Source organism: Aquimarina sp. ERC-38 (assembly GCF_026222555.1).
GTDB lineage: Bacteria > Bacteroidota > Bacteroidia > Flavobacteriales > Flavobacteriaceae > Aquimarina.
The window spans coordinates 3,343,499-3,357,186 of record NZ_CP098511.1 but is presented as its reverse complement, the minus strand read 5'-3'; the positions used below and the strand labels follow the sequence as shown (position 1 = coordinate 3,357,186).

The 13,688-nt window shown below is 33.2% G+C and carries 11 protein-coding genes; 2 read left to right on the top strand and 9 right to left on the bottom strand.

All coding sequences use genetic code 11. The features are described from left to right. Window positions 1-6: 6 nt before the first annotated feature. Entirely contained in the window at window positions 7-1,203 is a 1,197-nt protein-coding gene (locus NBT05_RS13970; protein ID WP_265770477.1) for a THUMP-like domain-containing protein, read from the top strand. Between the two features lie 48 nt (window positions 1,204-1,251). On the opposite strand, the gene NBT05_RS13965 is transcribed toward NBT05_RS13970, so the two are convergent. The 9 genes from NBT05_RS13965 to NBT05_RS13925 all read right to left on the bottom strand — a co-directional run bounded on the left by NBT05_RS13965 (window position 1,252) and on the right by NBT05_RS13925 (window position 12,825). Next, window positions 1,252-1,581: a YtxH domain-containing protein gene (locus NBT05_RS13965; protein WP_265770476.1), complete on the bottom strand. Its 330-nt coding sequence runs from the start codon at window positions 1,579-1,581 to the stop codon at window positions 1,252-1,254. Between the two features lie 175 nt (window positions 1,582-1,756). Further along, window positions 1,757-3,352, bottom strand: a complete 1,596-nt coding sequence (locus tag NBT05_RS13960) for a hypothetical protein (RefSeq protein WP_265770475.1) — start codon at window positions 3,350-3,352, stop codon at window positions 1,757-1,759. A gap of 313 nt (window positions 3,353-3,665) precedes the next feature. Then, window positions 3,666-4,382 carry a 3-ketoacyl-ACP reductase gene (locus tag NBT05_RS13955; RefSeq protein ID WP_265770474.1) on the bottom strand — a complete coding sequence of 239 codons (717 nt, stop codon included), beginning with the start codon at window positions 4,380-4,382 and terminating at the stop codon, window positions 3,666-3,668. An 8-nt stretch (window positions 4,383-4,390) separates the two neighbouring features. Continuing rightward, a complete protein-coding gene (locus NBT05_RS13950) occupies window positions 4,391-5,917 on the bottom strand; it encodes a Dabb family protein (protein ID WP_265770473.1) in 1,527 nt (508 codons plus the stop codon). A gap of 6 nt (window positions 5,918-5,923) precedes the next feature. Beyond that, the gene (locus tag NBT05_RS13945) at window positions 5,924-6,436 is read right to left on the bottom strand and encodes a heme-binding protein (RefSeq protein WP_322874181.1); all 513 of its coding nucleotides are present in this window, start codon (window positions 6,434-6,436) and stop codon (window positions 5,924-5,926) included. A gap of 82 nt (window positions 6,437-6,518) precedes the next feature. After that, window positions 6,519-6,992, bottom strand: coding sequence for a Crp/Fnr family transcriptional regulator (locus NBT05_RS13940; protein WP_265770472.1), 474 nt, complete (start codon window positions 6,990-6,992; stop codon window positions 6,519-6,521). 249 nt (window positions 6,993-7,241) lie between these two features. Continuing rightward, a complete protein-coding gene (locus NBT05_RS13935) occupies window positions 7,242-7,838 on the bottom strand; it encodes a hypothetical protein (protein WP_265770471.1) in 597 nt (198 codons plus the stop codon). 322 nt (window positions 7,839-8,160) lie between these two features. Then, entirely contained in the window at window positions 8,161-10,218 is a 2,058-nt protein-coding gene (locus tag NBT05_RS13930) for a M13 family metallopeptidase (RefSeq protein WP_265770470.1), read from the bottom strand. Window positions 10,219-10,506: 288 nt separating this feature from the next. Next, window positions 10,507-12,825, bottom strand: coding sequence for a hypothetical protein (locus NBT05_RS13925; protein ID WP_265770469.1), 2,319 nt, complete (start codon window positions 12,823-12,825; stop codon window positions 10,507-10,509). Window positions 12,826-13,078: 253 nt separating this feature from the next. Between NBT05_RS13925 and NBT05_RS13920 the strand changes: the two genes are divergently transcribed. Then, window positions 13,079-13,612 (top strand): hypothetical protein, encoded by a 534-nt coding sequence (locus NBT05_RS13920; RefSeq protein ID WP_265770468.1) that lies wholly within the window; start codon window positions 13,079-13,081, stop codon window positions 13,610-13,612. The last annotated feature ends 76 nt before the right edge of the window (window positions 13,613-13,688 follow it).

Genomic DNA, 13,688 nt, shown 5'->3' with positions numbered 1-13,688 from the left:
ATCAATTTGAATCCGAAAATCTTAACTACTGAAGTTCAGCAATACATACGAGAAAAGGCAGAAGAAAAAATAACTTTACCTGAAATTGTCTTAGCTAAACATCCTTTTGATACTATTAGCACGCAGGAACTAGCCCAACAAATCGGGGCTTTACGTACAATAAAAAATAAAGCACCTTCCTGGTACCAAGAAGATTTTCTGTATTATCCACCAAAATTAAACCTGGAACAAACTTCATCCGAAAAAACCGCCCTATATAAAGCCAGTTTAGTTTCAGGGGAGACCTTAATTGACCTTACCGGTGGTTTGGGTATTGATACGTACTTTTTTTCTAAGAAGGTAAAGAAAATTACTTATTGTGAAATTAACCCGGAACTTAGTGCTATAGCTTCTTCTAATTTTAAACAATTAAAAGCAAATAACATACAAACTATTGTAACGGATGGAATTGCATTTCTTGAAAAAACGGGGCAAGTAGATTGGATTTATGTAGACCCAGCACGACGGGATTCACAGAATATAAAGGTATCAGATTTAGTAAGCTATACTCCTAATATAGTTGAAACCCTTCCATTACTTTTAAAACAAGGTAAAAATGTGTTACTAAAGACAGCTCCCCTTCTGGATATTAGTTCAGGATTACAACAATTAAAAAATGTTACTGAAATCCATATTGTAGCAATAAAAAATGAAGTTAAAGAATTATTATGGGTACTTGATAAAAGTTTTGAAGGTCAGCCTATTATTAAAACTATGAATTTTGAAAAGTTGGGTGACCAGAAATTTAATTACGTTTGGACAGAAGAAGCTGTTGCTAAAAGTACCTTTTCCCCTCCTTTACGCTATTTATATGAACCTAATGTTGCTATATTAAAAAGTGGAGCTTTTAAAATACTCTCAGAACGGTATCAAGTTGCTAAGTTGCACCAACATTCACATTTATATACTTCAGAACATTTAATTAGCTTTCCAGGAAGGTCTTTTATCATAGAGCAAGTATTAAAATATGATAAAAAGAGTTTTAAATCTTTAAATATAACTAAAGCAAATGTGACCATTCGAAATTTTCCGATTAGCGTTCGGGAAATAAGAAAACGATTTAAAATAAGGGAAGGAGGAACTGCATTTTTATTTTTTACTACATCAGCTAATGATCAAAAAATTATAATTAGCTGTAAAAAAGCAGAGCTGCCTAAAAAATAATACTACTTACTTTTAGACAGCCCGTACTCACAATTCAAGCATGAATCATTAATTCGCTGAAACTTTAGAATTTCTTCTTCTTAATGTTTCTAATTTTTTTTCTAATGTGGACATTACATCGTCTGCTTTTAAGTGCATATCTGTTACTAATCCGTCCAATTCTCTCTCAAATTCTACTTTTTTTGATCTGAATTTTGAGTTCAATTCGTCTGACAATCTGTTAGTTTGTGCAACAATTTCATCTTTAGTATCTGCTGCTTTTGTTTTGATTTTTTCTCTGGTCTTAGAACCTTTATCCGGTGCAAATAAGATTCCTGCAATGGCTCCTATGGCAGTTGCTGATAAGATTCCGATTAATGTACTGCTTGAATTTTTCATAATATAATTACTTAAATTAGATACATACTTAATTGTATGTCTACTTAATATAACCAGTACTTAAAAAAAGTCAAGCGCTTTAACCGGGTTTAACTATAATAAGGTAGTATTAACTTAAATTAGGCTTAAAAAGCGTTAATTCTGTTAAAAATTTTGAAAGAAAAGTAGTGTTAAATTAGTTAGATGGTGTCAACTTCAATAATAAATTATTTTTTGAACCATCATTCAGTTCGTAGTAAAGTTCATTGTTTGAAGTAGCTGCAACTTTACTTATCTGTAGGTTATCTAATCTTGAATTACGTACGTCCCTTCCTGTTAATACCGGTTCTTTTTCTACTTTTCCGGTGATGGCATCAATGGTATAGGAAACCAGATATAGAAAGTCCTTTTTTCCATCTAAATAGCGGTCTGGTTTTTCATCAAATGATTTTTTTAGATTCGTAAAATGATCGACATGAAACAAGTAATACTTATTGTTAAGTTCTACAGGATAATAGGACATGCTGGCTTTACCTCGTACTCCCATTTGCTCTTTAGGTAAGAGTTCTAACCAATCCATAGTACCAGAAGCTGATGATTTAGCAGCAATACCGTGATTGTAATAATACGTGTAGGTAGTTCTAGATCCTGATGAACTTGAGGTAGTAAAGGATTCTACATAACGTTGTTCTCCCAATACAGTAAAAGATCCGTTTGCATTATAAAATATTTTATTCACTTTTAGGTTTTCAAATTCGGTTTTGTCTTTTTTACTTTGGGTTCCTTCATTGATCCGTGTTTCCCTTTGGGTAGCAAAAAGGTTTACCTTATCCTTCGGAAAATCAGTTTGTATTAATTCTCGAATGCTTCCTTCTTTTAAGATACTAGCAGAAAAAATTCCGGATGCTATTGTAGGGCTACTTCCGGATGCGTAAAACCCGGTCAAGGCAACGGCTCCGGTTTTATTTAACCCAAATACCGCATTGCTCACCACCTTGTTAGTAAGTCCCAGGGTTGTTGTACTAAAGTTTTCAGCATCTTGTTGTAAGGTGTAAACTTCTGTTTTATACAAATTCTCTTCCTTGTTTTTATCTTTAGTAGTATCAGTAAATAAAGAAGCTGACATATAAAAAGTACCCTCATCATCAATAGAAAAGTCTTCCGGAATCAACTTATCAGAAGCATGTGGCAAGGCAATTTTCCGTTCCCATAAAAGTTCTAGGCTTGGATCAAATACTTTGATCCCAATCTTATCCGGTTCATCATTTGGGGTTTTAATTCGGTATAAAATTAATAGTTTGGTTTCATTAAAAGATTTTTTAAACCCGAATTTATGGATACGTCCACCCGCATCAAACCCAAAGGTGCTTTTAAAGCCGAAATCTTCAGTAATATTTTCAGAATCATCGACCAGGACTTTTGATTTATCCGCGACCTTACCCGTTATGGAAATACCTTGTGCAAAGGCCTTATCCTTATTTGCATAGAATAACAATGCCCTACTACCTAGTTTCATGATCGTTTGAAAATCCCCTTTATCTTCAATCACCTGGCGCTTTTTATAGTCTTCTTTCATTTCTTCCAAGCTAAACCGCTGGATGGTCATCTGGTCCCGACCTTTTTTAAAGGAAGCCAAATAATTTCCCTGAGAAAAATAATAGGATTGTAGGTTTTTAATTTTTTTATACTTCTCCCCTATTGTAAAGTCAAAAGCCTCTGTAAGAATAGGTTTCTGGGCAAATAAGGAAGTACTAATACAAACTAAAAGAATCAGAAGATATTTTTGGGACATCTTTACTATTTTTAAAGAAAGAAAGATAGTTAATTTATTTTAAAACAATAGTGTCCGGTAAAGATTCAAGACCCGCCTGCGACGGGTAGGTCGCTATCGCTTCTAGAATCAAGACTAAAATTATAATATTGAAAATTAACATTATAAAAATATGTACGTTAAATAACTATATTACTTTTAAAAAAGTAAAAAAGCAGCCTATAACAAATACTATAAAGTTTGGGATTACCTTATATTACTATAATTTACAAACTTTTATACGTTTTAACCGGACACTAATATTAATAGATATGTTTTTGAAATCAAACCAAACTTAAGGATTGGTTGACCATAACGCGGCACTTTGTAACATCGCTCTTCTGGGTAGTTTTAATCCTGAAACAATAAGTTGGGCAAAATCTTCCGGCTGGAGCACATGGTCAGAACCTTTTTCTAGCATACCCAATTCTATGGTCAGGTCGGATTCAATAGTGCTTGGTGTCAGGGTTAGAACTCTAATGTTATTTTTTCTAACCTCTTTCATAAGAGATTCGGACATACCAATCACTGCAAATTTTGACGCTGCGTATGCAGAGATATTTGCATTTCCGTTTAATCCTGCAGTCGAAGAAACGTTGATGATATCACCTTCGTTTTTACTTAATAGGTGTGGTAAAACTTCTTTGGTTACATAATACATTCCCATGACATTCGTCTGAATAATTTGTGTCCATTGGCTTACTTCCATTTCATTAAACGATCCGATAGCTGCGATTCCTGCATTATTTACGAGAACATCAACCGTTCCCAGAGTAGTAATGATGTTTTTTATACTTTTTTGTACTTCTTCATAATTTCCTACATCAAATGCTGAATAAATGGCTTTTATACCAAATGCTTCTAATTCGGATACCGTTTCTTTTAATTTTTCTTCATTTCTTCCGGTGATGGCAATATCCATACCTTCTTTAGCAAAAGCTAGTGCCGTTGCCTTTCCTAATCCTCTACTACCCCCGGTGATAATGGCTTTTTTATTTTTTAAGCTTTCCATTTATAAGTTTAATTTTTAGTTGTCCAATAGTCCGTTACAAGAACATCGGCAATGATAGAACCTATTTCTTTAACCATACCTAAATGCGCTTCGTGAAATAGATACACTTCTCTATCGTGTTCGCTATTAAAAGTAATTACAAAGGTATGAGTAAAACCCTTACTAACTCCTTCTTTGCTATCATTTACTCCCCATTCTAAGTTTGCTATTTCCGGAATTTGATCTTTAAGATTTACAAAAGCATTCACAGCTTCATCAATTTGTGTTTGGGTTGCCTCATTAGTATACGTAAGGTTCACAATGTGTCTTAAGGATTTTCCGGTTCTATCTATTTTAGGGAGAATTTTATAGCTAACTACTTTATTCATATCGAATCTGTTTGATCCTGCAATTAAAAAATGATCTTTTCCGATCTTATGTGACCTTAATCCATAATAAATGGAAAACCCCGTTTCTAAATAATTAATAGGTGTTAGAACGCCGTTTATATCCAATTTACATAATTGAATACTTGCATCGTCTCTGGTTCCTACTGCTAAAATGGCTTCGTTATTAGTTACGGAAATAATTTCAATCCTGGTTTGTCCCTGTAGTTTAGTTTGTTCATTATCTTTTAATATGGAATGAGGAACTAAAGCACCTTTATTATTTACTTTAAAAACGCTAACTGCATCACCGTGATACACAAAATTCGGTCTTTTTATAAAATTACCTCTTTTATAATATTTATGATGTCTGTGACCCACTATCACATAATTATCTTCACCTAAAGTTACTCCTGTGACCGGGTAGGCTCCGGTTAAATACGTAGCGGTGGTATCATCATCTATGTTGTTAATATTTTTAAAGGTACCGTTTTCATAAATCCTAAAGCTACTTACCCCATTATCCTGGAATCCACTAGTGTATAAAAAAGTTTTTCCTTTTATCCTATGGGTAAACATGCCAATAATTCCGTCGGTATGAATAGTTTCATCATCCTTCATAGATTGGACATGTGTTAATTTTCCATCCTTCTCTATTCTAAAAGAACTTAATCCTGGAGTTTCCTCTAATCCTCCGATAAAAAGGTAGGATGCGTTTTTCATATGAATTACTTGTAGGGTAATGGCAGTTCCTAAGTAAGTTTCTTCGGTATCTTCAACTAAGTGTACGCGTTCTAATGATCCATTGTCTAAAATCTTAAAGGTCTCAATAACATTACCGTGTTTATTAGCCACAAACAAAAAATCCGTACCATTAATAGTATCAGCAACCATCCCCCTTGCCGGCCCTTGATTTTTGTATAATTCATGATTGCTAATAGGTATAAGAATTCCTTCTTGACTTAAATTATAGACATCTATATTTCCAACCCCTCCTACGTAAACTAAATGTTGTCCATCCTTTTTATGGCTTGTTATAGAAACCGTATTTTTTCCGGAAATACTTTTAAAATCCTGTCGGTAAGGCATCAGTTGATCTGAATGCTGTGCCAGACAAATTTGACATAATAATAAAATTCCGAAGAGAATATTTTTATTTATTTTTTTCATAATGTACTATTCATCTAAAATTGTTTTTACTGCCTGGGTAGCTATATAATGATCTTGTTCGATAGTACCACCACTCACTCCTATCGCCCCGATAATAGTTCCATTTTTGTTCTTAATGGGAATACCTCCGGGAAAAGTTACTAACCCGCCATTAGAAAGTTCAATATTATAGATTGCACCGCCCGGTTGGGTTAATTTCCCTAATTCTCCGGTGGGCATATTAAAATAACGTGCTGTTTTTGCTTTTTTAATAGCCACATCGATACTACCTAAAAACGATTGATCCATTCGGATAAAAGCTTTTAGGTTTGCACCGGCATCTACTACAGCGATGTTTACGGTACTATTTGTATCTATTGCAACCTTTTGTGCAGCTAATGTAATCTTTAGGGCTTCTTCGTAGGAAATATCATTTGGTAACTGTGCGTGAAGACTACTTATAAAAAGAAGTAAGGATACTGGTAAAATTTTATATGGTTTGTGAATTAATATAATCATTTGGTTGATTCCTTTTTTCATCTTTAGTTCCCTTTACGTAAAATGCAAAACTATTGATGAAAAAAGAAAAAAAAGTTGAACTTGTTCAATTCAACCTACTTATTTATCTTGATTTTTTGATCTTGCTTAAAAATTCATGACTAATTCCCAGATAACCAGCTATGCTTTTATTAGTTAGCTTATTTGCAATATCAGGATAGGTTTTTATAAAATGAAAATAGCGTTCTTTTGCGGTAAAAGAATGATTACGAATTAATCGTCTCTGCCAGGCAACAAGTGCTTTTTGTGACATGATTCGAAACAGTTTTTCTACATCTGGAATCGTCGTATATAGCTTTATCTTATCTTCCCTATTAATTATAAGTACTTTACTAGCTTCTAAAGCTTGTATATATAAATCCGAAGGAGTTTGGTTCATAAAACTATCTATATCCATAAGCCACCAATCCCTGGTTGCAAAATACAAAGTATGCTCATTTCCGTTTTCATTAACCGTATATATCCGAAAACAACCTTCGACCACAAAGCCTTCAAATTTGCAGATTTGACCTTGTTCTAATAGAAACTCTTTTTTCATGATCGATTTAGGGTAAAAATATCTGCAAAACTCAGTAAGATTAGGGGTAGACAACTGATAACTTTTATTCAAGTTATTTTTTAATACATCGTAGATCATACCTCTATCGGAGTTGTTAATAATACACAATGGTAACTAAAATAAGTTTAAAGTACAGTAATGACACCAATAAAAATCCTAAAGCCAGGTACTAATAACGAATTGTATAATATTATATGTGTATAAGTTAATTCTGGCTTATTTCTTTATCTAAAGAAGAAATATACTGGTAATTAATGTTGAAGGTTTAATTTTAGACTCGTCAATTTCATAGGTGTTAAAGGCAGTATCCAATTGAAAATATAAGTTTCCTACCTTACTTGTAGTCCTACTTTCTATTTCGCTTCCATGCGTTTCTATATCTGGATATTGATTTTTTAGCTCCTGGTAAGTGGAACCGATACCAATCCCTTTGTTGGTTTTGTATTTTGAAGAACTTATTTCTATAACTTTTATAATTTCTTGATTATCCGGTTCAGAAAGAATAAATCCTATTTTTTCTCCTTTATCATCCATCAAATCAAATCCTAAAAAGGAGCCCTCCCCATTTTTTCGTACACTTTCTTGGAGGTTTTTAGATTTCAAATTGATTTTATCTCCGATTTTAAAACCATAAAAACCATTTTGGGTTATTGTAGTTTTTTCAGTAGTATCAATTTTTGAATCTTTTAAGTTGTCTACAGCATCCGTAGAAATTTTTGGTTCTATAACTTCTGTCCCCTCTTTTTCCGGTTGCTTTTGAGTTTCTTTACAAGAATAAAAAACTGTTAGGGTAAGTAATAAAATTAATATTGCAATACTTTTCATTATTTCGTTTTTATTTTTTAATTCTTCTTATCTTTTTTAAAAATTAACATTAGTGTTGGGTTAAAATAAATAATAGTTTTTAAAGCATGGTAAAATATGGTAAAATAAAGTAATACTAAACTTTAAAGTCTTTAGAGGCTGCTTTTTTTCTTTTTTAAAAGTAATTTGTCTTTTTAAGGTGATTAATTATTAAAATTAGTCTTGATTCTTGTTTATAGAAGCGATAGCGATCTTGAACCTTTACACGACACTATTGTAATAAAACATCAAAAAACCCTCCTTATTAAAAAGAGGGTTTTGAATTATAATTAAAATTAGGTGATTACCATATCTGAACCCGGTTTTCAGGTGCCAGGTACATAGAATCACCTTCTTTTATATTAAACGCCTCATAAAAAGCCGGAACATTTAATAAAGGTTGTATTGCCCGGATTTTACCAGGAGAATGCGGGTCGGTCTTGACTTGCGTTCGTAAAGCATCATCTCTTGACAACGTTCTCCATACCGTTGCCCACGACATAAAGAAACGTTGTTCAGGAGTAAAGCCATCAATATTTTCAGGTCTTCCGTTTTCTTCAAAATATTTTTGTAAACCATCATAAGCAGCTAAAACCCCACCCAGGTCTCCAATATTTTCACCCAACGTAAATTTTCCGTTTACATACACACTATCCAATACCTCAATAGCATCATACTGCTCGGCTAATTTACTACCTCGTTCGGTAAAGTTCTTTAAATCTTCATCGGTCCACCAGTTAACCAAATTTCCGTTAGCATCATATCTTGCACCGGAATCATCAAAAGCATGAGATATCTCATGTCCGATAACCGCTCCAATACCTCCGTAATTTACAGCTTCATCCGCCGTATAATTATAAAAAGGCGGTTGTAAAATAGCTGCAGGAAATACAATTTCGTTGTATAAAGGATTGAAATAAGCATTAACCGTTTGTGGTGACATACCCCATTTGGTTTTATCCACAGGTTCGCCTATATCTTCAAAGTCTTTTTTACGAGACCATTCCTGTACCGCAATCATATTATCGAAATAGGATTTATCAGAAGATATTTCAAGTTCAGAATAATCTTCCCACTTATCAGGATATCCGATTTTTACCGTGAACTTATCTAATTTTTCGATGGCTTTTAGTTTAGTACTATCGCCCATCCATTCTAACTTATTGACCCTTTTCTTAAAAGCATCAATTACATTAGCAATCATTTTCTCCGCTTTTTCTTTAGCCTCCGGCGGAAATTTTTCATCTACATAAAGTTGGCCTAAAGCTTCTCCTACTGTTCCATTTACCGTGGATAACGCCCGTTCGTCTGCCGGACGTTGCTTTTTTGCCCCGTATAAATACTTGCTATAAAATTCCCAGTCCGATGTTTCCAACTCGGTTGACAATCGACTGGCATTACTATTAAAAGTATCCCATTTTACCAAAGTTTTTAAATCATCAAGAGGAGTATTCTTTAAAAATTTATCTAAAGCTTTTGTAGCCTTTAACTGAGTTACGATAATGGTATCTACCTTTTTAGTAACTCCCATATCCTTCATCATTTTCTTTACATCTATAGAAGAGAGCATCTTATCTACTTCTTCTACGGATCTGGGATTATTACGTTTACGGGCATCTCTACGTTCTACTTTAGTAAACCGAGGTTCTGCTAATTCCGTTTCCATTTTAAGGATTTTTTCAGCATCTTCTTTTGCTTTAGCTTCTTCAACTCCTAATTTTTGAAACATTCCGGCAATATGTTCCTTATATTTTTCCCGTATTTCTTTGGATTTACTATCCGTATCCAGGTAGTAATCCCGATCTGGTAAGCCTAAGCCATTTATTCCTAAATATACTGCATTTTGATTACTGTCATTTAAATCTGCGTATACATATAAGCCCACAAAAGGAGAACTGACCACAGGATTAGAAGCTACTACGGTTTGCAAATCTGCCAGGCTTTGAGCCCCGTCTATGGCTTCCATTGCTGGTAAAATGGGTTGCAAACCTGCTTTATTTCGAGATACCGTATCTAATTTACTTTCAAAAATAGCCAAGGCCTTTGCCTGGTCACTTCCTTCGGCATAGGTATTCTCTTTCTTTGCTTTATCAATCAATTCCAGTACATCTGCATCTGTAGACTTTCTTAAAGCACTAAAGCCTCCCCAGGTACTTCGGTCATCTGGTATCTTAGTCGTATTTAACCAATTTCCGTTGACATATTTATAAAAATCAGACTTCGGGTTTACTAAAGTATCCATATTTTCCAGTATGATTCCTGGAATCTTCTCAACCGTGGCAATTTCTTCTTGTTGTTTTACTTCCTTTTTACAGGAAAATAAAAGACAACTTATTCCTACCACAAAATAAATTTTCTTCATTTTCTATTTTTGATTATTGATTTAATTAAGTATTCATTGAACATAAAAGCATAATTACTAAGAATTATGTAATGGATTAAGGTGAGAAATATAGAGAAATCGTACGTACGTAAAAAATACCATTGCCATTTTTAACGTAATTATAAGGTTTAATACCTTGAAAATTAGACTGCTTTGCATTATTAGAGTAATAATAAATAATACGCCTTTACATTAAAAACGGACTATTATTTACCTTTTAGGATAAATTCATAAAGTATTTATAATATTACTCTTAAATTTCTAAACTTACTCTAATAAAAGACTATCTAATTGACCGGAAATTGTGTCTAACCTGGCTTCCATAGATCTAATGGCAATAGTAGAAAGATATCTTCCTAGAGGCAAAATAGGTTGAATCGTAGTAGTACTATCTAGTTGTTCGTTCCATAAAGAAAAAGTTGACAACTTTGGTCGAATAGCCGTCCGTTTTAACTGAATAGCGTGTGTAAAACCCAGTCGCTCCATGGTCGCATAGGTATGTCCATATCGTACGTTACCCAGCGTAGTTAACGGTGCTGCAAATTGAGTTTCTGTTTTGGCTATTTTACGTTGCTTTTCATTCATAATTAGCACCTGCTTAATGGCTATCTTATCTACAAGTTCCGGAAATGACTTTTGAATTACTTTTCTAAATACCTGCTCGATTCCCAAGGATACCACGCCACCAATATTATCATAATATCCGGCATCTGCATATTGATCTGTTTTTACTTCCTGACGACCGACTTTTGTCTTTTTTACTTCTCCTACCGGAGTAATGTACGGAAAACTGGCATTGATCCGTAAAGCTGAAGCTAAGCTGATGGAGGATTCGGGATAATAATCCTGTAGATCCTGAATAAAATCAGTAACGCCTTTAAATTCCGTATGTTCGTTAAAAGTTACCGGACCTATAGTATTGTAAGTACCCGTTTGCGTATGCGTGGTATTTACAAATAATAAAGGCGGAATAAAATCCTGGGGGATACTGCTATTTACATTTATTTTTTGGTAGAAACTTAATATATCCCTTTGTAAAGGGGACTTAGCTGATAGCGGACTAAAAATTTCCTTATAGGTATCAGACCATGCATCTTGCAATAGTTCGCCCCTATTCCTAAATTGAAACAGTCCGGTAATCTCTTTCAGTAAATCGCGTCCGGTTAAAGATAATAGTGCTTCTGACAAATAATTCTTACGATATAGTAAACTTGCTTTATAGCGAAAGGGAAACTCTTCATCAGGATTACGACTATAAGTTACAGGCAAGCCGTTCTTTTTTGCTTCCATAGCAGAAGAAAAGAACAAACCGTTACCAACACCTCCACCCGAAGCGCCCGTTAAAGATAAAAGATAACGATTAAAATAGGTTCCCTTTGAAGACTCCTGCAAATAACTATGCACTAAAAATGACCACAATCCCGCACGAGAACCGCCCCCCTCAGCAGAAACTAGTAAAACCGGAAATTTTTTACTATCTAAAATCTCTTCTTTTCGAGAATCAATCCATTGATAGATATATTGTTCAATCGAGTTTCGTTTAGATAAGGTTTTGACTAGCTTTAATTGATAATGATCCGAATTTTGAGTAAAAAAACGTGCCGAAAAAACAACAAATATAAATACCAGGGTCAATAAGGGTAATTTAATTTTCTTACCCCCCAGGATTAATAAAAAACAAATAATAAATAGACTTAATAGGGAAAAAACAAGGATTGACAACGGATTAATATAAGCGGACAACTCCGGATGAAAATTTAAAACAAAAAATAAAATCACTATAAAAAAACCGGAAAGTAGAATAGATGCATAAAAGATTTTTTTGGGAAAAAAGGATAGGAAATAGTAGCTATTAAAGCTTAAAGTTGCAAAAAGTATGGTTAATGCGCTACTGGCAAGAAATAATTTACCTAAATCTTGTTCAGTTTGAATATTAAGGGTTCCTAGTGATATTATAAAAAGTAGTAAACCTATGCTTAGAATAGGGAGAATATAGGGAGATTTGATTTTTTTGTTCCATAATCGTCCGATAGCTTCATAGAAATCCGGTACGGTTAGTAACAGTAAAAAAATAATGGCTATTAATAGCGTATTTTGAGGATGTAAATAATAGGTGTAGAAGTTATCCAGGTTAAACTCTTCCATAGCATTCAAAATACTAAGTGATGCTATTAGTAACAGTAAAATAGCTAATACCCTGGGCACCGTTTTTCTGATATGTATCTTAGTACGGTAGGGAAAGCTAACTACTGCACTTTTCTTTTGAAATTGATAATGTTTGTTAGGAACAAATCCAATCAAATTTCTAATAGTAATATCTTTATAATTATGGTAATAATAATATTTAGGTACATTCCATATAAAGAAAGCAGCTACCGTTAAAGAACCAAAATAAAGCGGAATCTCGAGGAAGAATGCATCTGCCTGATTTAAAATGAGTAATAAATCAATAGTCTGCGGAAAGTACCATAAGGAAAGGTACATGGCAAAAATAAAAAGTAAACTAATAATATTATTTGCTAGTTCCCCCAGTAATATTTTAAACCAAATACTAAAACTTCGGAATAGTTGTAATACGCTTTCCATTAAAACTGATTTGTGCTGAATGCAATATTAGCCTTTAAAAATAAAAGATTTTAAAATAGCTATGAATTAATAAAATATTAAGAGGATAACTTTTATCAAAGTTTGAATTTAAAAGAGGAATAATGATAAAATTTAAGAAAAAATGTTAAAAAATTTGCATTTAATCTGTAAATAATGGTATATTGTCGATAATTACGGTTTAACCATAATTTATTAGAAATTTTTTCCTACACCAACCCAAAATAATTAGAAAATGAAAAATATAATACTTCTACTACTGATAAGTAGCTTTGCCTTAAAAAGTAATGCAACTACAAAAATTGATATTTCCAGCAAATTAATGGCTGTTTATGAAAACACTACCATTGACGGATTAGATGAAAATCTAAATGAAGGTGTCATATTTATTACAGAGAGCTTGCATATTGAGAATGGTTCGCGTATTCAAATAAGGAATGCTTGTTTGGTTATTTTAGGTGATATTTCAGGTAAAGGTATTTTGGATATAGATGCATCTGCTACAGTTACCTTACAAGGAGATCGAATGGGAAATATTACTTTCACCAATCAATTCTTAGCAGATGATACTTGCTTACAAACCACCGGAGACAAAACTTTTAAACATATTAGAGAAGTTCCTTTAGGTATAAGCTACAGTTTATACACCCTATCCGGAAAACTGTTAATAAGAAGCGAAGTAGATGAATATATTCATAACTACCTGGATCCTAAAACCTATTTAATTAAAATTGAAGGCTATAAAACCCGTAAGATTGTTTTTGAATAATAATATTTAATGATGACTCAACAATAAAAATCCGGTTTGTTACACCGGATTTTCACATTTAATTATAATAGATCCT